The sequence below is a fragment of the Chitinimonas naiadis genome, assembly GCF_054780835.1.
On sequence record NZ_BAAGVO010000005.1, the window covers coordinates 626,666 to 646,123 of the forward strand.

Genomic DNA, 19,458 nt, shown 5'->3' on the forward strand with positions numbered 1-19,458 from the left:
CGCGGTCATTGTCACGATGGGAGGGCGCGCGTGCGCAGCTGGATGATGGTGCTGGTCGTCTGCCTGACGATCTATCTCGGCTATCGGTACTGGCGAATGCGGCAATGGCAGGCTGGTCGCCGCCATATCGCGCGCTATGCGTTCCCGCCGGGATTGTCCGCCAAGCTGGCCCTGCGCTATCCGGCGTTGAGCGCCAGCCAGCTTGGGCAGGTGGAAGCCGGCCTGCGGCAATTCTTCCAGATTTCCCAACTGGCTCGCGGCCGCCGGCTGGGCATGCCCTCGCAGGCGGTGGATGAGCTGTGGCACGAATTCATCCTGCATACCCGCCACTATCAAACGTTCTGCCAGGCGGCTTTTGGCCGCTTCCTGCACCATACGCCGGCGTCGGGCATGGCGGCGCCCGCCGAGCAGCGGCGAGCCATACGCCGTAGCTGGCAGCTGTGCTGTCAGCTCGAGGGGCTCAATCCGGCTTCCCCCAAGCGCCTACCCCTGTTGTTTGGTCTTGATGCGGCGCTTGGCATCGCCGGCGGATTTCACTATGTGGCGCAATGCCAGCCACAACAGCAGGACGGCAGCGCGGCAGCACCCTATTGCGGTAGCGATGTCGGTTGCAGCAGTGATGGCGGAAGCGGCGGTTGCAGTTCAGACAGCAGCAACGCCAGTGCTGACGGTGGTGGCGTTAGCAGCGACAGCGGCGGCGACAGTGGCTGCAGCGGTGGCGGTTGTGGCGGCGGAGGGGACTAGGCGCGTAGGAACAGGTCGCTGAACTGACCCGCGGTGCTGGAGGGCTCGGCGCTATCGAACAGTGCACCGATCACTGCCAGGTTATGCACGCCGGCCTGGACCAGCACACCGCCGTTGGCCGGCGTGATTCCGCCGATGGCCACCACGGGTACACCAAGATGGGCGGCCGACTGGTACACGGCCAGGGGTGCTTGCACCGCAGCAGGCTTGGTGCCCGACACATAGGCAGCACCGAATGCCACATAGCTGGCACCGGACCGTATCGCCGCCTCTGCCAGAAGCAGGCGGTTGTAGCACGACGCACCCAGCAGCTTGTCCTGCCCCAATAGCTGGCGCGCTGCACGCAGCTCGCCATCCTCGTGGCCCAGATGCAGGCCATCGGCGTCGATGGCGACGGCCAATGACAGGTGGTCATTGATGATCAGCGGTACGCCACGTGGCCGGCAAAGCGCCAGCAGGGCTGCAGCCTGTTCCTGTCGCAGCTCGGCGTCGGCCAGTTTGTTGCGGTACTGCAATACCTGTGCACCGCCTTGCAGGACGGCAGTCACGCCTGCCAGCAGCCGGTCGGTATCGGGCCAGTCGGGCGTGATGGCGTACAGGCCTCGTGGCAGCGTACGCACGGTCATGGCTCTGTTTTTTCCTGGTCCGGCTCCTGGTCCGCCTTTCCACGCGCCCAGAACAGGCGGTCGGGCACCAGCTGGCCCATGCCGGGGCGATAGGCGTTCTTGAGTGCATGCCAGGTGTACTCCTGAGCCTCGCGCGCGGCCTGTGGAATCTCCATGCCATTGGCGATAAAGGCCGCCAGCGCCGAGGCCAGCGTGCTGCCGGCGCCGTGGTAGCTACCGGGCAGGCGCTCCCAGCTATCTACCCGAAGCCGCCCGGAGCGACCGAATAGCGCATTGGTGACGTTCGGCGTGTGCTCATGAGTACCGCTGACCAGCACATACTCGGGGCCGAACTGGCGGATGCGCAGCGCGGCTTCGTCGACCGTCATGCCGTCCTGTTCGTCCGGATCATCGCTGGCCAGACGGCGGGCTTCCAGGCTGTTGAGGGTCAGGACCGTGGTATGCGGCAGCAACAGCTCGCGCATGGCACCGATCATCTCCTCGTCGGCATAGTCGTCGCTGCTGCCGATGGCGAATATCGGGTCAAGGATCAGCGGGATATCGGGATAGTCGGCCGCGATCTCGGCCAGCACCGTGAGATTCTCCATGCTGCCGAGCATGCCGGCCTTGATGGCGGTGATCTGCATGTCTTCAAGGAGGAAGCGTGCCTGGTCGGATACCCAGTCGGCCTCCATGACCAGGGAATCCTCGGTGCCGGCAGTGTCCTGCACCGTCAGCGCGGTGACGACCGGCAAGGGGTGGCAGCCCAGCGAGGAAAGGGTCAGGATATCTGCCGCGAGCCCGGTGCCAGCGGAGGGGTCGTTGCCGGCAAATACCAGGATAATCGGGGGGGCTTCGGTCATGGTTTATCTTGGGCTGAATATAGAGTGGGCGGATACGATAGAATTTTAGCCTATCAACCTCACTAACCCGATTGTGCTGTCATGAAAAAATACATGTGTCTGATCTGCGGCTTTATCTATGACGAGGCCGAGGGGCGTCCTGAGGACGGTCTGGCGCCGGGTACGCGTTGGGACGATATCCCGATGAACTGGACCTGCCCGGACTGTGGTGCCCGCAAGGAAGACTTCGAGATGGTCGAAATCTGAGCGCAGGCCGGTATCGCTGGCGGACCTGCGTGATGGTGCCCCGGTCGGGTCGCCGGATGTGGGTCTGCAACATAGAATTCGATGAATGATTGCTGATTGATCACATTCCCCTCCCTCGCCGGTGCGAGCAAGGGGACTTTTCAGAGGTTAGCTAGCCCATGGTTACGCCCGTCCGCCCGCAAGGAAAAACGCTGTATGCCCTGTTCGGTCTCGCACCAGATGCGACCCAGACCCAGATCGAGGCTGCCCATCGCGCGCTGCAGAAAGCACATGGGGGCAATGAGCAGCGGCTGGAGCAGATCAACAAGGCCTATGAGTTGCTGTCCAATCCGGTACGCCGTTCGGTTTACGACGCCAGCCTGAGTGCGGGTCAGGCCCAGCTGGTGGAGGTCGGCACGCCGACCCAGACCCAGCAGCAGGCAAGGCAGGCCACCCAGCATGCCGGCATCGACCATCCCTCGGTGCTCGACTGGATCAAGCACAATATCTTGATCGTCCTCGGGGTCGTGGCGGTACTGATCGGCGTCCTGATCTGGCGCCAGCAGGTAGCCGAAAAGGCCTATCAGGCTGATTTCCGTGCGGCACAGGCACGTGCCATGGCGCTGAAGATGGAAGTGCTGGCGCAGGAAGCGGCCAATGGCAACGGCCAGCAGACGACGAGCTACCAGAGCAGTGAACAGTCCGCTGCCGAGCGTGAGGCCCAGCGCGAACGGGAAAAGCGCGACCGTGAATACCAGGACTGGGATCGCAAGGTTGCGTCCGAGCAGCGGCAGCAGCGCTACGAAGATGAGCGCCGTGACCGGCAGCAGCAATATGAGCGAGAACGCGAGGCTCAGCAGCTCAACAACCAGAAGGAGCGCGACCAGCAGGCCTATGCGCAGCGCATGGAGCGTGAGCGCCAGGTCCTGATGAGCAAGCTGCTGAACGAGAAACGCTATGGCGAAGCCCGCGGTATCGCCAAGACCAGCTATGAAATGGATCGTATCGCTTCGCTGGAAAAGTACAGCCGCTAGCAAGCCGCCGTTCGCATGCCCGGCACGGAGCCTTCCAGCGGTGTCCGGGCTTTACGGAGAAGGATGTCATGAAACTGAACAAGATAATCGCATCGCTATTGTTGCTGGCGGGTCTCGCTGCCTGTCAGCAGGTCCATACCACGGATGGTGGTGCGATCGGCGTGGATCGCAAGCAGACCATGTTCTCGCTGCTCTCGAACGAGCAGGTCAACCAGATGGCAGCCCAGAGTTACGCCGATACGCTGTCGCAAGCCGGCAAGGATGGCCGGCTCAACAACGACGCCAAGGCGACACGGCGCGTGCGGGCGATCGCCGACAAGCTGATCCCGCAGGTCGTGGTGTTCCGCAAGGATGCGCTGGGCTGGCCCTGGGAGGTGAACGTCGAATCCAGCCCGGAACTCAATGCCTATTGCGCACCGGGCGGCAAGATCATGTTTTTCACCGGCATCATCGACAAGCTCAAGCTGACCGATGACGAAATCGCCGCGATCATGGGTCATGAGATGGCCCATGCGCTGCGCGAGCATGGCCGTGAGCGCATGAGCGAGGCCTACGCCAAGCAGATGGGCTTGCAGCTGGTTTCGGCCTTTACCAAGGGCAAGTACGACCAGTACATGGGCGTCGCCGACCAGGTCAGCGCGATTGCGATCAGCCTGCCGCATAGCCGTACTCATGAGTCGGAAGCCGATGCCATGGGTCTGGAGCTGTCGGCACGTGCAGGCTACGACCCGCGGGCCGCCATCAATCTGTGGAAGAAGATGAGCGAAGCCAGCCAGGGCCAGCCGCCGCAGTTCCTGTCGACCCACCCGTCCAACCAGACCCGCATCAGCGAGATGCAGGCGCTGATGCCACGGGTACTGCCGCTGTACGACGCCGCCCGCAAGAAGGGTTGAACGACTGGGCCGCCAGTTTGGCGGGCCAGTGACTGGATAGTTGCCATATGCTTTGGGTTAAAGCCTTACACATTATTTTCGTCATCAGCTGGATGGCGGGTCTGTTCTATCTGCCGCGCCTGTTTGTGAATCACGCCACGGTCAGCGACGCCGCCACCATGGCGCGGCTGGCCCTGATGGAGCGCAAGCTGTTCCGCTTCACCACGGGGCTTGCGCACCTGGCGGTGATCTTTGGCGTCTGGCTGTGGCTAGGCTGGGGATTTGGCGGCGGTTGGCTGCATGCCAAGCTCTCCCTGGTGCTGGGCCTGATCGGCTATCACGTCTATTGCGGCAAGCTGGTCCGTGACTTTGCTGCAGGTCGCAATCGGCGCAACCATGTCTGGTTCCGCCTGTTCAATGAAATACCCACCTTGCTGATGTTCGCCATCGTGATCCTGGTGGTGGTAAAACCTTTTTGATGGGAGCCCCGAGTGGCCAAGGAAATTGAACGCCGGTTCCACCTCAGCAGCGATGCCTGGCGTGGCCTGGTGGAAGGCGAATGGCTGAAGCAGGGCTATCTGTCGGTGGAGCGCGAACGGACAGTGCGTGTCCGCATCAAGGGTGAGCAGGCCTGGTTGACGCTGAAGTCCAATATCAGCAATGTCTCGCGGCATGAGTTCGAGTACCCGATCCCGCTGGCCGATGCCGAGACCATCATGGCGGCCATGTGCCCCATGCTGGTCGAGAAGAAGCGCTATCGCATCGTTCGCGGCCCTCATGTCTGGGAGGTGGATGAGTTCTTCGGCCAGAACGCCGGCCTCGTGCTGGCGGAGATCGAGCTTGGCGACGAGGCCGAGGCCTATGAGCGGCCGGACTGGCTTGGTGAGGAAGTCACCGAGGACCCGCGCTATACCAACTCCTATCTGAGCGAGCATCCCTGGCCAAGCTGGGGGCAGGTCTGAGATGGCGGACGACACGACGCGGCTGATCGCCCGCGTCCCCGCCCATGAACGTACGGCGGCAGGCACCCATCGTGGGCGTCCCGGCCGCGCCAGCAAACCGCAAGCAGGAAATACCATGAGCAAGAATGAAGAGTTGTTCCAGCGCGCCCAGCGCCATATTCCCGGTGGCGTCAATTCGCCCGTCCGTGCCTTCGGTGCGGTGGGCGGCACCCCGCGCTTTTTTGCCCGTGGTGCCGGTGCCTATGTCTGGGATGCCGACGACAAGCGCTATATCGACTATGTGGGTTCCTGGGGTCCGCTGATACTGGGCCATGCCCATCCCAGCGTGATCGAGGCGGTCCAGAAGGCTGCGGTCAACGGCCTGAGCTTTGGCGCACCGACCGAACGCGAGATCGACCTTGCCGACCTCTTGTGCGAACTTTTGCCGTCGATGCAGCAGGTCAGGCTGGTGTCCAGCGGGACCGAAGCGACCATGAGCGCGATCCGGCTGGCACGTGGCTTCACCGGTCGCGACAAGCTGATCAAGTTCGAGGGTTGCTACCACGGCCATTCCGACAGCCTGCTGGTCAAGGCCGGTTCCGGGCTGTTGACTTTCGGCAACCCGTCGAGCGCTGGCGTACCGGCCTCGGTGGCCGAGCACACCATCGTCCTGACCTACAACGACGTGGCGCAGCTCGAAGAAGTGTTCGCCGCCCAGGGCGACCAGATCGCAGCGATCATCGTCGAGCCCTTCTGCGGCAATATGAACCTGGTACGCCCTTCGATCGAGTTTGTCGCTGCCATGCGTAGCCTGACCGAGAAGCACGGCGCACTGCTGATCTACGACGAAGTGATGACCGGCTTCCGGGTCGGCCTTGGCTGCGCGCAAGGCCTGCATGGCGTGACGCCGGACCTCACAACGCTTGGCAAGGTGGTCGGTGGCGGCATGCCGCTGGCCGCCTTTGGCGGCCGGGCCGATGTGATGGCCAAGATCGCGCCACTGGGCCCCGTCTACCAAGCCGGTACGCTATCGGGTAATCCGGTCGCCGTCGCCGCCGGTATGGCGACGCTGGAGCTGATCCGCCAGCCTGGTTTCTTCGAGGCGCTGGGCGTCAAGACCCGCACCCTGGCCGATGGCCTGCAGGCGGCAGGCCGTGCTGCCGGCCAGACCTTCTCGGCCGATGCGGTCGGCGGTATGTTCGGGGTCTACTTCACCCCGGCCCCGCCGCGCAGTTACGGCGAGGTCATGAGCACCGACAAGCCACGCTTCAATGCCTTCTTCCATGGCTTGCTGGAAGAGGGGGTCTATATCGCGCCCGCGCTGTACGAGGCCGGTTTTGTCTCGGCGGCCCATACCGATGCCGATATCGAGGCCACCATCGCCGCCGCAGCCCGTGCCTTTGCCCGCCTGTAAACGCCTGCGCCGCTGGGGCGTTTGACCTAGGTCAGCACGGATCGGACCACCTTGGGCGGAACGATCCGTGCGTTTGTGAATATCCGGAAAGCGCTGCATGCCCCCCCTACCCAGGAAAGCCGTCCACCTGCTTGCCTACGCCCTGAGCCTGCTGGTGGGTCTCGTCTTGCTGCAAGGACTGACCGGCAGCCGGCTGGAAGGCAGCGCCGCGAGCTGCCAGTTGCAGGTGCTGAGCGACAGCGGTGAAGGCGCCTCGCCGCTGACGCAAGCCCAGCAGGTGTCGCAGTGCCTGGAGAGCAGCAACAGCTGGCTGGGGCGCTGGCGTCTGCGCGATACCCGCGAGGCGCTGGCTGCTCTGCCGAATGCGCCCTGCCGCTATCTGGGCGTATGGGTGTCGTTACGCGGCCGGTCGGCGTATAGCATTACCTTGAAGGGTGATGGGGAGTTCACGGCGGAGCCGCTGGCGGAGAGCATCCAGCAGGAACGCTACAGCGGTGTCTGGGGGGTGCACGAGGGCAAGATGATCTGGCTGCCGCGCAGCCATCGCGGCGTGATGTGGCCGCCGGATATCAACCCGATACGTGATCCCAAAGCCGAGTCTTTCAGCCTGGAAGAGAAGGATGGCAAGCTGAGCCATTTCTTCCTGGTCAAATCGCTCTACGCTGCCAACTGCAGCGCCTGAGCCATTCCGTTTTCACCATGCTAGAGAGTAGCCACCATGACCCAATCTGATATCGCCGCCCAGTACGAGGCTTTCAAGCAACTTGGCCTCAAGCTCGATATGTCGCGCGGCAAGCCGTCGCCAGCTCAGCTGGACCTGGCCAATGCGCTGCTGGAACGGCTGGATGGCTACAAGGCCGCTGACGGTACCGATACCCGCAACTACGGCGGTGCCGTGGGCCTGCCCGAAGCACGCAAGCTTTTTGCCGAGCTGCTCGACCTGCCCGCCGCACAGGTGGTGGTGGATGGCAGTGCCAGCCTGGCGCTGATGCACGACAGCATTGTGTTCAACCTACTGTACGGTACACCCGGCGGCAGCCCCTGGGCCGGCCAGCCGATCACCTTCCTGTGCCCGGTACCCGGTTATGACCGTCACTTCGCCATCTGCGAAGCGCTGGGCATCAAGATGGTCAATATCCCGATGACCGAGACCGGTCCGGACATGGACCTGGTGGAGAAGCTGGTCGCGGCGGACGCCAGCATCAAGGGCATGTGGTGCGTGCCGAAGTACAGCAACCCGGGTGGCGTGGTGTTCAGCGATACCGTCGTCGCCCGCCTGGCTGCCATGAAGACCGCCGCACCGGACTTCCGCCTGTTCTGGGACGATGCCTACCGTTTCCACCACCTGGGCGAGCGCAAGCTGGCCGTGGCCAACATCGTCACCGCCTGCGAGGCGGCCGGTCACGCGGATCGAGCCATCGTGTTTGCCTCTACCTCCAAGATCACGCTGGCCGGTGCCGGCATGGCTGCGCTGGCATCTTCGCCGGCCAATATCGCCTGGTGGCAGAAGCACGCCTCGGTCCGCAGCATCGGTCCGGACAAGATCAACCAGCTGCGCCATGTGCGTTTCCTCAAGGACGCGGCCGGGGTCGAGGCCATCATGGAGCAGCACCGCCAGTTGCTGAAGCCCAAGTTCGACGCCGTCCATGCCCAGTTCAAGGACATCCTCGGCGACGTCGAGGGGGTCAGCTGGACGCATCCCGAGGGCGGCTACTTCATCGATCTGCTGACCCCGCCCGGTGCCGCCAAGCGTACGGTGGAGCTGGCGCGCGATGCCGGCATCACGCTGACGCCCGCTGGCGCGTCCTTCCCCTATGGCAAGGATCCGCAGGATCGCCATATCCGTATCGCCCCGAGCTTCCCCTCACTGGAGGAGATCACCCAGGCGGCACGCGGTATCGCCCTGGCATTGCGATTGGCCGCCGGCAAGTAATCGCCACGCGACAGTCCCTGACTGATTCGAAGCCCGGACTTGCCCCGCGAGTCCGGGCTTCGTTACGCTGGGTCGCATGAAACCTCAGACACCGGAACAGGCCTGGGCCTGGTTGCAGAGCAATCCCAAGCTCACTGCCCTGTGCGGCGCCTATCCGTCCGAGTGGGGCACTGTGCAGGCCGAGCTGGCGGCGGTGTTCGAGCGACGCCAGCCCGGTGAACTCAAGGCCCTGGTACAAAAGAGCAGTGCCCGCACGCGCGTGGCGGACAACTTCCTGAGCGGGGAGCGTGACGGCCGGGCATTCGAGCAGTGGCTGAGCCAACAGGTGCGGGCCCGTATGACCGAACTGGCCATCCGCCAGTATGCGTTCTCGGCGGCGACCGGCGTGACCGCCGGCAAGGTGCGCTTCAACCTGTTCAATGGTTTGCTGGCGCAAAAGCTCCTGTTCGAGCGCGATCTGGTCCGCAAGCCGGTGTCAATGTTCTGTTTCCGCCTGGTCTGGCCCTTGCTGTGGCAACGGCGCTACCTGATGCCGCTGGTGGAAAAGCGGGGTATCTACTGCTTCTACAGTCGCGAGCTGATCGAGGCGCTGGCCGGGTTGATCGGCAAGCGGCGCTGCATCGAGATTGCCGCCGGCGATGGCACCCTGAGCCGCCTGCTGGGAGCAACCGGAGTGGCGATACAGGCCAGCGATGACGCCAGCTGGCTTGGGGCGATCGCCTATCCGGAATCGGTGCTGAAGATGGATGCGCGCGATGCGCTGCGAAGCCAGGCGCCGGAGGTCGTGCTGTGCAGCTGGCCACCCTCCAACAATCCGTTCGAACGGCAGGTGTTTCGCAGCCAGTCGGTGCAGACCTATATCGTGATTGGCAGCCGGTCGCAGTTCATCACAGGCAACTGGGCGGACTATAGGGCGCAGAATGGCTTTGACTGGGCGGAACGACCCGAGCTGAGTCGCCTGGTGCTACCGCCGGAGCTGGCCGCTGCGGTCTACGTCTTTCAGCGCAAGACGGGCTAGCGCGTGGGGGTACGCCAGATCTGGATGTACTTCTCGATCAGCTTGTCCATGACCTTCTCCTGGGTCAGTTTGTGCATGGCCTGGGCGATCTTGCCGCGCAGCGCACCGGTATTGCAGGCCGAGCGGTGGGACAGGGTCAGGAACAGGTCTTCGTTGCTGATCGGCGTGGAGGCGGCCTTGAGGCCTTTGACGTTGAGCTTGGCGGCATAGGCGAGCCCCGGCGCTTCCTCGTAGATTACATAGTCCGCCCGGGCGAGCCCCAGCATCTTGAGTGCGCTCTCCACGCTCGCGACCTTGTCGATCTTGAGATTCTTCTGCGCGTAGCGATCGAACGCCTCGCCGAAACTGTTGTTGATGACCGTCAGCCCCCTGAGGTCCTTCAGGTCAGACCATTTACGGTACTGGATGCCCTGTTTGTCCTGAGTCCAGATCACCGTACGGGTGGTACGGATGGGTGGCTGGAAATAGTCCATGTACTCGAGCCGCGGCAAGGTGAAGAAGGCACCGGCGATCAGGTCGACCTTGCCCTGGCGGGTCTCTTCCTGCACGCGTCCCCAGGGGCCGACGTAGCTGACCGTGATGGGGACGCCGATTTCCTCCGACAGGCGCTGCATCAATTCGGCATTGGCACCGATCAGCCGCTTCTCATCGACCGGATCGCGCCACAGGAACGGTGGGTACTCCGGATTGCCGGACGCGACCAGTTGTGGGCAACTCTCCTTCCCCGCCGCATGGGCAGACAAACCCAGCAGGCAGAACAACAGGCTGCATCCGCACAGGATGGCCGTCGTACGAGACAAAAGACCTGAACCGGACATTCGGTGGCGACCTTGTTGGGTACGGGTTGATCCTTGCAGTCTAGGGGAAATGCCGACCAATCGGGAACCGCAACACCGCAGATATTCGACCGGCAACTTGTAAAACATTGTGACATCAGGCTGCCGGATGTTGGATGCGCGCGACGGCGTCTCCTTCCTGCAACGGTCAGCCTCGCTGCAGGCGTTCCACCAGGCCACTTTCACGTCGGGTCTCGCGGCTGATGGCCGGGAGCAGGGTCGTTGCCGATCCCCACAGCGCGACGTTACGACGAGCCCGCGTTACCGCGGTATAGACCAGGCTGCGGCTCAATACGGCGGCGTCCTCATCCGGCAGCAGCAGCCAGACAGTGTCGAACTCCGAACCCTGCGACTGATGCACCGTCAGTGCGAAGGCCGTGTCGTGCGCTGGCAGCCGGGCCGGTGCCAGCGCTCGCCAGCCGCCGGGGGCAGGGAAGTAAACCCGCAGGCCATCGGCACTGGCGAGTGTCAGGCCGACGTCGCCATTGGCAAGCCCCAGCGCGGCGTCATTGCTGCGGATGATGACCGGTCGACCGGCGTACCAGGGTTGTCGGCGCGGGTCCTGCCGAAACAGGCGGGTCTCGATCAGCAGGTTGATATTGTCGACCCCGACTGGGCCATCGCGCAGCGCGCACAGTAGCCGCAAGCGATCAAAGCAGGCATGGGCGGCCGTGACATCGGCGGCGGCCACCGCCAGGCGGTAGTCGGCGAGGGCGGTCTGCAACTGGGCCAGCAGCGTGGGTAGCCAGTCACGGGCGCGGCCAGGTTGCCAGTTCAGATCGCCCCGCGTTTCCCGCAGCAACGCGAGGCAGCCCTCGGCGTCACCGGCATTGCTGCGTCGAGCCAGCTCGCCAATACCGCTATCGCCCTGGAAGCGATGGCTGACCGTCAGCATCGCGATGCCGTCACTGAGCACACCTGCGCCATCGGTCGCCGCCACCTTGGCGCCACTGGCGCCGCTCAGGCGGCTGGCACCATTGCGGCTATGTCCCGCCAGCCGCACCAGCTCGGCAAAGGCACTGCCAGCCTCGACCGAGGCCAACTGGTCCCGGTCGCCGAGCAGGATCAGCCGGGCGTGTGCCGGCAGGGCCTGCAGCAGGCGGCTGAACAGGGCCAGGTCGATCATCGAGGCCTCGTCGACCACCAGCACGTCCAGTGCCAGCGGTTGTGCCGGGCCGTAGCGGGGTGTGGCGCTGTCGGGCCGGTAGCCCAGCAGACGGTGCAGCGTGGTGGCCTCATCCGGCAGGCCGGCCAGCGTGACCAGGTCGATATCGAGCCGCCCGCGGGCCTGCCCCAGCGCCTCCACCATCCGCGCCGCGGCCTTGCCGGTTGGTGCTGCCAGGCGGATGCGACAGCCGGGCTCCAGCATCAGCAGGGCCGCCAGTATCTTGGCGACCGTGGTGGTCTTGCCGGTGCCAGGGCCGCCGGAGATCACGGCCAGGCGGTTCAGCAGGGCGGTCGCCGCGGCCAGTCGCTGGCCGTCCTCGGCTGCTTGGCCGGCAAACAGCGGTGCCAGCACCTTGCGAACCAGGGCCGGCTCCAGCTCGGTCGCGGCAGCGCGTTGGTGTAGTTCGTGGGCCAGGCGGCATTCGTCCGACCAGAGCCGGGCGAGGTAGAGACGGTCGCCATCGAGAACCAGTGGGGCGTAGCCGTCGGGTTCGCAGACGAAGCCGCTGCTCAGCAGCGCCTGCCGCCAACTGGCCAGGGACGGGAGTTGGCCGCCCTGCCAGGGGCGGCCGGCTTCGGAGGGCAGATGGATGCAGACATGGCCTTCGTCGAGCCGGCTGGCGACCAGTCCGGCCGCTTGCAAGGCGGCGTCCGAAGCGGCGGGAAAGCGCTCCGAGAGCCAGTCGACCAGCTCGGCGGCGTAGAGGGGGAGCAGGGCCGTATTCATGGTTTGCCACACAGCAGGATTTCCAGCGACTGCAGCAACGCCAGGGGAGGGCGATAGCGCCATACCCCGGCGGAGGGCATGCCGCGCAGGAACAGGTAGATGGCGCCACCGAAGTCGCGCTCGTACTGGTAGTCGGGCTTGCGCCAGGCCAGATAGCGATGCAGTGCGACGCAGTAGATCAGCGCCTGCAGGTAGTAGTGGGCGTCCGCTATCGTGTTTTCGATGCTGGCCGGCCCATAGCTGCCGAGCCGGTTGGACTTCCAGTCGATCACGTAATGACGACCGTCGATCTCGCAACTGAGGTCGATGAAACCCTTGAGGAAACCCGCCGCCACCTCGGCATGCAAGCCGGCTGCGGCGCGGGCGAAGGCGGCTGGCAGGCCGTGGGCCGGCTCACCAAGGATGGCGGCCAGTGCCCGCCAGGCAAAGGGTTGCAGCCGATAGGTGAACTCCAGTTCCACCAGCCGCTGCTGGGCCGGCACCTGCACCAGGCTGGCGCCGGATTCGGTGATCGGGGCTTGCAGGGTCTGCTCGACCATGTCGGCGGCGAGGCCGGCCCAGGCAGGGTCGAAGCCATGGGCCTGCAACTGGCGCAGGGCCAGGGCTTCCAGTGCAACCCGGTCCTGGCGGGTGAATTCCCAGTTCTCGAACAGGGCATGCAGGCAGACACCGGCCCGGGCACCGGCCGGGAAGCTGTCGAAAGGACCGGGCTCTTCGGCTTCGAACGCGAGGCTGGCTCCGGCGGCGGCGTCATGGTCTGGCGCTTCGGCATGGACGCCGGCGACCAGTGCCGAGAAGCTGCTCATGCGCCACTGCCAACTCAGGCGACGGCCCAGTTTGGCCAGGACCGGTTCGGTCGCGGGGAGCATGGTCACTGCGGCGGACTGGGTGTCGCCTGGCGTGCCGGTCCAGGCCATGACGGCGGGGCCGGCTTGTGCGATCAGTTCGTCGAGCTCGGCTTGCAAGGCGCTGGCGCCCCGTTCCCGCTCGGTGCCGCCGGCCAGCAGCCAGGCCAGCGCGGAACTGCCCATGTCCTTGACCTCGCCCCAGCACAGATAGCAGGCACTGCGCGGTCGGGTCAGCGCCACGTACAGCAGCCGCAGTTTCTCCGCCAGCTTCTCCTCCCTGGCCTGTGCGCGTCGGCGCTCGAACAGCGGCGAACCGAGGTCGAGCACATTGCCGTCGCCCTCATGGCACAGCGCCCAGCGCTCGCTCTGCCGGAACAGTTGGCCATCCCACAGGAAGGGGCAGAAGACGATGGGGTATTCCAGGCCCTTCGCGGCATGGATGGTGACAAGGCGTACCCGGCTGGCGTCGCTCTCCAGTCGCATCAGCCGTTCCTCGTCCTCGCTGGCGGCCTCGCTCAGCGCCTGGCGGTACCAGCTCAGCAAGGGTGCGAGGCCGGCCCGCTCGCGTCGGGCCAGTTCCACCAGCTCGAACAGGTGCAGCAGGTTGGTCAGGCGTCGCTCGCCATCCTGCCAGGCGGCGATGCGCTCGGCCGCGCCGCTCTCGATCAACCAGGCCTCCAGCGCCGCCATGGCGCCGCGGTTGAGCAGCAATGCCTGCCAGCGGCGGAACTCGGCCAGTGTCTGTTCCCAGGCATTTTCACTGCCCAGCCGTGCATAGAGCTCGGCGGCATCCAGACCCATGCTGGTTGTCACCATCGCGGCGCGCACGGCCCGCTCGGATGGTTCGATCAGGGCGGTCAGTACCTGCAGCAGGTCGTGCGCCTCCTCCGTCTGGAAGACGCTCTCGCGGCTGATGCGCACGCTGGCGATGCCGTAGCTGGCGAGTGCCTGCTGCATGGCCTGCAGTTCAGCGTGCGAACTTGCGAGCACGGCGATATCGCCGGCCCTGACCGGGCGGTGATCCTTGTCGCTACGCAAGCTGGCCCGGCCAGGCTGCAGCAGCATGGCGATCTGCCGGACGGTCAGCTCGACGGCCTGGCGACGGGCTTCGGTCTTGCCCAGACCCTCGGCGCCCAGCCACTGCCAGCCCAGCGCCGCCTGGGCCCGCTCGTCCAGGTAGAGCCGTGGCTTGTCGTCGAGCGCATCGACCGGGGGATAGTGCAGCCCATCCAGCAGGAAGGGCCGCGGGGCCTGGTTGAACAGCTGACCTACCGCAGTCACCAGGGACGGTGTGCTGCGCCGGTTGGTCCCCAGGCTGTAGCGACGGTCCTGCGCCACCTGCTCGCGCGCCGCCAGGTAGGCGTGCAGCTCGGCGCCGCGGAAGGCATAGATCGCCTGCTTGGGGTCGCCAACCAGGAAGGCGGGCTGGCTGCCTTCGGCAAACAGGCGGCTGAAGATACGGAACTGCAGGGGGTCGGTATCCTGGAACTCGTCGATCAGCGCCGCTTGGTAGCGAGTCCGCAGCGCGCCGGCGAGGGCGTCGCCATGCTCGCCAGCCAGCGCCTGTTCGAGCTCGACCAGCAAGTCGTGAAAGCTCATGACCCCCAGGGTGTGCTTGCGTTCGGCCAGCCGTGTCGCCAGCTCGCCGATCAGGCGGCCCAGCGTCAACGCCAGCCGGGCGGCATAGGCCTGTTTCAGCGGCAGGGCGGCTGCCACCATGGGCTCGAACAGGTCGAATACGGCGGGTACCGCCTGCGGGGTCTTGAGCGCGGCTTCGAGTTCCCGGTAGTACAGGCGACGCACCTTGCTCTCGGCCTGGCCCGGCGCTTTCTCATCCTCCTGGATCTCCGGCAGGCCGGGGCCGCTCAGCCAGGACTGCCAGAGCGCCACGGAGCCGGCCAGCCAGTCCTTGCGGTGCGAACCCTTGAAGTTGCCGGCGTCCGAATGCGACCACAGCCAGGCCAGTGCGGCCTCGCCCTCGCGGCTCCAGTGCTCGCGCAGGGTGGCGTATCGTTCCCGGAAAGCCTGTTCCAGGGCATCGGTGTCGGGTCGCGCGGGGCCCTCAACCTGCAGGCCGGGCTGGCTCAGATAGCTTTGCAGCGCTTGCAGCCAGCCATCCGGTGACTGCCGGTTGGCGAGCAGCCAGTTGAGCCAGGCTGGGCTGGCCGTGGCGACTTCGGCTTTCCAGGCGGCATCGGCCACGCTTTGCAGCAGTTCGCCCTCGTCCGCCAGGAATTCGCGCTCCAGTTCCAGCCCGGCCATCAGGGCGTGCTCGCCGAGGGCGCGCTGGCAGAAGCCGTGGATGGTGTAGACGGCGGCCGCGTCGAAGCCGGACACGGCTGCCCGCAGATGCTTCGCGGCGTCCTGCCGCTGCTCGGTTGGCGTGGCCGCCAGCAGGGCCGCATTGAACTCGTCGATCTCGCGGCCGGTTTCGAAGGTATCGGCCAACTGGGCCAGGCGACCGCGTATCCGGCCGCGCAGCTCGGCGGTGGCGGCCTTGGTATAGGTCACCACCAGGATGTCCTCGGGCTTGAGCCGTCGCTCCAGCACCAGCCGCGCGTATAGGGCGGCGATGGTCCAGGTCTTGCCGGTGCCGGCGCTGGCCTCGATCAGGTTCAGATCGTCCAGCGGCGCATCCAGGGCGTCGAACACGTGCGGTGTCTCGGCGCTCACGTCAGTTTCTCCAGGGTCTCGTGCGCCAGCATCGGCAGCAGCAACTGTTCGGCAAGGGCGGTGAAATCGTCGTAAAACTCGTTGCCGAACGGGGCCTGGCCGCGCCAGAGGGCGCGCACGCTGTCGAATACCGCCTCACCCGCAAACTGGTCGCTGCCTTCCCAGGCCTTGATCGCCGCTGCCAGCGCGCGTTCCGGTCCGGGGTCCTTGCGGGCGCACAGCCCTTCGGCGTAGGCGAGGCTGCTGCGTGGCAACAGCGGCAGGGGGCGGCGGCGAGCGCTGCGGTAGGCGGCCAGCCAGTCGGCCAGCAGACCTTGGCTGTCGAGCGGTGTCGCGTAGCTGGCGATCTGTTCAAGGCCGATCAGACGGGTCAGCGACGGATAGCTGCCTGGCCGGCAGGCGCACAGCACCAGGTGCTGCAACCAGGCGGCGAGGCGATCGCCTTCGCGCAGCTTGCCGGTCTGGCGCAGGCCAAGGCCGCCTTCCCCCAGGCCGCGCAGCAGGCCGTGCAGACGCAGGCCATCGAGCTGCAGGTCGATACTGGCTTCGGCCCGTCCCATCGCGTTCCATTCCCGCACCGCCGGTGCAAAGCGCTGTGCGGCGCGTTCCGCCCAGATGTCGCCGGTCAGGCCTTCGGGCAGCAGCGCCGCACCCTTGCCCAGCAGGGTCAGGGCGTCGACTTCGGCGGCCTGGCTGTCGGCCAAGAGGAGCAGATTGCGCTCGGCGCCGCGTTCGATGCCGAAGGGTTCGCGGCGGGGCAGGGCGGCCTCGCCGCGCTCGAAGCGCACGCCCAGCCGCTGCAGGAACCAGGCGCTTGGGTCGCGGGCAAAGGCCAGCAGGTCCGCCAGTGCGACTTCTTCGAGGCGTTCATCCGCCAGTTGCTGGCCGGCCAGGTGCGGTGGCTGGGCCTGGCCGCGGCCGGCCAGTCGGGCAACGCCGGCCCAGCGGGCGTCGAAGGCGGGCATGGCCTGGCTGTCAAAGCGCCGGGCCGAGAAAGGTTGCAGCGGATGGTGCTGTACCAGATGCTGGCTGGGCGGCTCGCCGTCCTGATCCTGCCAGCCGCTGTCGATGGCATCGAGCAGGTCGGCGATCACGGTGGACGGTGGCAGTTCGGCGTCGCTGCGGCTGTCGCGGCCGGTGTGGAACAGCAGCAGGCAGTCCCGTGCCGCGAGCAGGGTTTCCAGGAACAACCAGCGCTCGTCCAGTGCACGGGCACGGTCGCCACGGCGCGGATGGCGTGCGATCAGGTCGAAGCCGTCCGGCTGGCTGTCGCGCGGGAAGGCGCCGTCGTCGAGGCCCAGCACCGCGACCAGCCGGAATGGCAGGTTACGCATGGGCATGAGCTGGGCAAAGGTGACGCCGCCGGTCAGGAAGCCACCGGCGCCTGAGCCTTCCTCCAGTTGCGCCGACAACCATTCCAGCACCGCGACACGGCCTACCGGTTGGTCGACGCCGCTGCGCTCGGCCAGGCCGGCCAGTTCGGTGAACGCTTGCAGCAGGCTGGCGAAGGCCGGCAGCTCGGCTTCGGTCTCGGCATACCAGCGTGGCAGCCAGCTGGCGAGGGTACTGGCCCACTCGACGAGGGGGCGAGGCTGCGCCAGCGCGTCCTGCCAGCGGCCCAGCAGGCGGGCGAAGCGACTGAGGCCGGCGACGCGGGTGGCGAAGCGCATGTCGAGGTCGCGGCTCGGCACCAATCCGCCGAAGACGCTCAGGCCATGCTCTGGCGGCTGGTCGGTCGGCATGGCGATACCCAGCAGCAGGCGGCCGATGCCGGCATGCCAGCTGAAGGCGTCGCCCTCACGGCTGCGGCGGATGCCGGCTTCGGCGATCCAGTCGCGCAGCATGGGCAGGTCGGCTGCTTCCAGCCCCAGGGTCTGGGCCAGCGCCGGGATGTCCAGCAGGGCGGCCAGCCGGTCGGCCTCCCAGTCGCCGTCCGGTACCCGCAGCAATTCTATCCAGCCGGCCAGCAGTGGCGACGCGGCCAGGCCGCCCTTGTCGGCGACGGCGTAGGGCACATGCGGCTCTCCCTGGCCGAAGACGGCGTCGATATAGGGCGCGTAGCCGTCGATATCGGGGCACAGCACCACCACCTCGGCCGGCTCCAGGCTGGGATCGGCGGCAAAGCGCGCAAGCAGTGCGTCCTTCAGCGTCTCGACCTGGCGCAGCGGGCTGTGGCAGGCGTGAATGGCGAGGCTGGCGTCGTCCGCTTGCCAGGGCAGGAGGGGGCGCGGTGCCAGCGTCAGTACGTCGTACTGCAGCTGCGCCAGCAGCCGGTCTGGTGGCGGGCTGTCGTCAAACAGGTCGGTCAGCTCGTCTGCCGCCGCCAATTCGTCGAAGAACACCCGGCCTTGCGCACCCCAGGCCGCCAGTAGGCGCTCACCCGGTCCTTGCGCTTCGCTGCGCTGGCTGATGTCGCCCCAGGCGGCGGCGCAGGGGTTGAGTGCAAACAGCGCGACGTCGATGCGCCGGCCCAGGGCCTGCAGGATCTGCAGCAGCAAGGGGGGCAGGCTGCTGCTGCCGAACAGCACGATGCGTTCCGGCAGCGGTAACGGTCGTGGGTCCTGCAGCCGCAGGATCAGCGCCTTCATCAGGTCGGCCCGGTGGGCGTGGCTACGGTCCTCGGCCAGTTTGCGCCAGAGCTCGGCCTGCCAAGCCTCGTCGCCGCCCAGGCCCAGGGTCTGGCCGGCTTCCCATTTTTCCAGCCAGTCCGGCCGGTAGACCAGGTACTGGTCAAATACATCGGCGATCCGGCAGGCCAGCCGCCAGCGCTTGCGCTCGCTGCCGTCGGCCAGGTAGCTCGCCAGCGCCGTCGGTGGCGATTGCAGCATCGCGTGCAACCGCCAGGACAGGGCGTCGCTGCCAAACGGCCCGCTGCGCGGCTGCGGGCCGAGTACGGTTTCGATCAGTTGCCACAGGAAGGTGGCGGGCAAGGGAAAGTCGACATTGGCGCAGACGCCGAAGCGGTCGGCGATCTGCAGGCTCAGCCAGCGCCCCATGCCGCGCGCCTGCACGATGATGGTCTCGCGCGCATACGGCTGTGCCGGCGGCACCGACAGTACGCCGTGCAGCAGGGTGGCCAGGGTATCGAGGCGATTGGATTGGTAGAGATGCAGCACGGGCGGGCGATCCTTGGTCTGGTCGCGATGATACCGGGGCATGCATCGGCTTAGGGGCGGTTTGTGCGGTCACTTGGTTGCGGAGCGCACTAACTGCTACGGAGTGCCCGGGTCCCCGTGAGCGCCGCTGAGCATCGCAGCCCGTCTCGGGGCTGTCCGGGGAGCGTTGTCTGAGCCGGCTTGCCGGCGAGTTTCGCTCTCCGGCCGAGACGGGTGAGAAGCGCAAGGGACCCGCGTAGCGGGCGGTGCTGTCGGGGTCGCCTTTTCTTTGGTGACTTTCTTTTGGCGAAGCAAAAGAAAGCCACCCGGCTGCGGGACGGACTCCCGCACCAAACCGTGCGAAGCGCGGATATGCGGCGTAAGCCGCTAAGCAGCTGATTCCCCGAGCGATCCTTCTCTGGAACGCAGCAAGTGGTACAAAAAAACACTTGTTGCAGCAGCT

Annotated in this window: 16 protein-coding genes; 10 read left to right on the forward strand and 6 right to left on the reverse strand. The window is 66.1% G+C overall.

Features of this window, described 5'->3' with window-relative positions:
- Nucleotides 1-30 precede the first annotated feature (30 nt).
- Nucleotides 31-744 (forward strand): glycine-rich domain-containing protein, encoded by a 714-nt coding sequence (locus ACYVHK_RS18860; RefSeq protein WP_460535275.1) that lies wholly within the window; start codon nt 31-33, stop codon nt 742-744.
- On the opposite strand, the gene thiE is transcribed toward ACYVHK_RS18860, so the two are convergent.
- Together thiE and thiD are read right to left on the reverse strand one after the other, a co-directional pair.
- Nucleotides 741-1,370, reverse strand: a complete 630-nt coding sequence (thiE, locus tag ACYVHK_RS18865; protein WP_460535277.1) for a thiamine phosphate synthase — start codon at nt 1,368-1,370, stop codon at nt 741-743. The two genes, ACYVHK_RS18860 and thiE, sit on opposite strands and share 4 nt — an antisense overlap.
- Nucleotides 1,367-2,212: a bifunctional hydroxymethylpyrimidine kinase/phosphomethylpyrimidine kinase gene (gene thiD / locus ACYVHK_RS18870; protein WP_460535279.1), complete on the reverse strand. Its 846-nt coding sequence runs from the start codon at nt 2,210-2,212 to the stop codon at nt 1,367-1,369. The genes thiE and thiD overlap by 4 nt, the downstream gene beginning before the upstream one ends.
- A gap of 81 nt (nt 2,213-2,293) precedes the next feature.
- Here thiD and ACYVHK_RS18875 point away from each other — a divergent pair, with 81 nt between their 5' ends.
- The 9 genes from ACYVHK_RS18875 to ACYVHK_RS18915 all read left to right on the forward strand — a co-directional run bounded on the left by ACYVHK_RS18875 (nt 2,294) and on the right by ACYVHK_RS18915 (nt 9,649).
- Nucleotides 2,294-2,458, forward strand: a complete 165-nt coding sequence (locus ACYVHK_RS18875) for a rubredoxin (protein ID WP_460535281.1) — start codon at nt 2,294-2,296, stop codon at nt 2,456-2,458.
- 158 nt (nt 2,459-2,616) lie between these two features.
- A complete protein-coding gene (locus tag ACYVHK_RS18880; RefSeq protein WP_460535283.1) occupies nt 2,617-3,471 on the forward strand; it encodes a DnaJ domain-containing protein in 855 nt (284 codons plus the stop codon).
- Between the two features lie 68 nt (nt 3,472-3,539).
- Nucleotides 3,540-4,364 carry a M48 family metallopeptidase gene (locus ACYVHK_RS18885; RefSeq protein WP_460535285.1) on the forward strand — a complete coding sequence of 275 codons (825 nt, stop codon included), beginning with the start codon at nt 3,540-3,542 and terminating at the stop codon, nt 4,362-4,364.
- A 47-nt stretch (nt 4,365-4,411) separates the two neighbouring features.
- Nucleotides 4,412-4,822, forward strand: a complete 411-nt coding sequence (locus ACYVHK_RS18890; protein ID WP_460535287.1) for a CopD family protein — start codon at nt 4,412-4,414, stop codon at nt 4,820-4,822.
- Nucleotides 4,823-4,834: 12 nt separating this feature from the next.
- Nucleotides 4,835-5,305 carry a CYTH domain-containing protein gene (locus ACYVHK_RS18895; RefSeq protein WP_460535289.1) on the forward strand — a complete coding sequence of 157 codons (471 nt, stop codon included), beginning with the start codon at nt 4,835-4,837 and terminating at the stop codon, nt 5,303-5,305.
- A gap of 115 nt (nt 5,306-5,420) precedes the next feature.
- Complete coding sequence (hemL, locus tag ACYVHK_RS18900) at nt 5,421-6,698, forward strand: glutamate-1-semialdehyde 2,1-aminomutase (RefSeq protein WP_460535291.1); 1,278 nt, start codon at nt 5,421-5,423, stop codon at nt 6,696-6,698.
- Between the two features lie 97 nt (nt 6,699-6,795).
- Nucleotides 6,796-7,380: a hypothetical protein gene (locus ACYVHK_RS18905; RefSeq protein ID WP_460535293.1), complete on the forward strand. Its 585-nt coding sequence runs from the start codon at nt 6,796-6,798 to the stop codon at nt 7,378-7,380.
- A gap of 36 nt (nt 7,381-7,416) precedes the next feature.
- The gene (locus ACYVHK_RS18910) at nt 7,417-8,631 is read left to right on the forward strand and encodes a PLP-dependent aminotransferase family protein (protein WP_460535296.1); all 1,215 of its coding nucleotides are present in this window, start codon (nt 7,417-7,419) and stop codon (nt 8,629-8,631) included.
- Nucleotides 8,632-8,707: 76 nt separating this feature from the next.
- Nucleotides 8,708-9,649: a hypothetical protein gene (locus tag ACYVHK_RS18915; RefSeq protein ID WP_460535298.1), complete on the forward strand. Its 942-nt coding sequence runs from the start codon at nt 8,708-8,710 to the stop codon at nt 9,647-9,649.
- Here the strand turns inward: ACYVHK_RS18915 and ACYVHK_RS18920 are convergent.
- From ACYVHK_RS18920 to recC, 4 genes are all read right to left on the reverse strand, one after another.
- Entirely contained in the window at nt 9,646-10,449 is an 804-nt protein-coding gene (locus ACYVHK_RS18920) for a substrate-binding periplasmic protein (protein ID WP_460535300.1), read from the reverse strand. The genes ACYVHK_RS18915 and ACYVHK_RS18920 overlap by 4 nt on opposite strands.
- 184 nt (nt 10,450-10,633) lie before the next feature.
- A complete protein-coding gene (gene recD / locus ACYVHK_RS18925) occupies nt 10,634-12,379 on the reverse strand; it encodes an exodeoxyribonuclease V subunit alpha family protein (RefSeq protein WP_460535302.1) in 1,746 nt (581 codons plus the stop codon).
- Entirely contained in the window at nt 12,376-15,900 is a 3,525-nt protein-coding gene (gene recB / locus ACYVHK_RS18930; RefSeq protein ID WP_460535304.1) for an exodeoxyribonuclease V subunit beta, read from the reverse strand. The genes recD and recB overlap by 4 nt, the downstream gene beginning before the upstream one ends.
- Nucleotides 15,897-19,016: an exodeoxyribonuclease V subunit gamma gene (recC, locus tag ACYVHK_RS18935; protein WP_460535306.1), complete on the reverse strand. Its 3,120-nt coding sequence runs from the start codon at nt 19,014-19,016 to the stop codon at nt 15,897-15,899. The genes recB and recC overlap by 4 nt, the downstream gene beginning before the upstream one ends.
- Nucleotides 19,017-19,458: the final 442 nt, after the last annotated feature.

Excerpts from the sequence above, each read along its gene's own strand:
- thiE (WP_460535277.1), bottom strand. The coding sequence starts at position 1,370 with ATGACCGTGCGTACGCTGCCACGAGGCCTGTACGCCATCACGCCCGAC.
- thiD (WP_460535279.1), bottom strand. The coding sequence starts at position 2,212 with ATGACCGAAGCCCCCCCGATTATCCTGGTATTTGCCGGCAACGACCCC.
- ACYVHK_RS18875 (WP_460535281.1), top strand. The coding sequence starts at position 2,294 with ATGAAAAAATACATGTGTCTGATCTGCGGCTTTATCTATGACGAGGCC.
- ACYVHK_RS18880 (WP_460535283.1), top strand. The coding sequence starts at position 2,617 with ATGGTTACGCCCGTCCGCCCGCAAGGAAAAACGCTGTATGCCCTGTTC.
- ACYVHK_RS18885 (WP_460535285.1), top strand. The coding sequence starts at position 3,540 with ATGAAACTGAACAAGATAATCGCATCGCTATTGTTGCTGGCGGGTCTC.
- ACYVHK_RS18890 (WP_460535287.1), top strand. The coding sequence starts at position 4,412 with ATGCTTTGGGTTAAAGCCTTACACATTATTTTCGTCATCAGCTGGATG.
- hemL (WP_460535291.1), top strand. The coding sequence starts at position 5,421 with ATGAGCAAGAATGAAGAGTTGTTCCAGCGCGCCCAGCGCCATATTCCC.
- ACYVHK_RS18905 (WP_460535293.1), top strand. The coding sequence starts at position 6,796 with ATGCCCCCCCTACCCAGGAAAGCCGTCCACCTGCTTGCCTACGCCCTG.
- ACYVHK_RS18910 (WP_460535296.1), top strand. The coding sequence starts at position 7,417 with ATGACCCAATCTGATATCGCCGCCCAGTACGAGGCTTTCAAGCAACTT.
- ACYVHK_RS18915 (WP_460535298.1), top strand. The coding sequence starts at position 8,708 with ATGAAACCTCAGACACCGGAACAGGCCTGGGCCTGGTTGCAGAGCAAT.
- recD (WP_460535302.1), bottom strand. The coding sequence starts at position 12,379 with ATGAATACGGCCCTGCTCCCCCTCTACGCCGCCGAGCTGGTCGACTGG.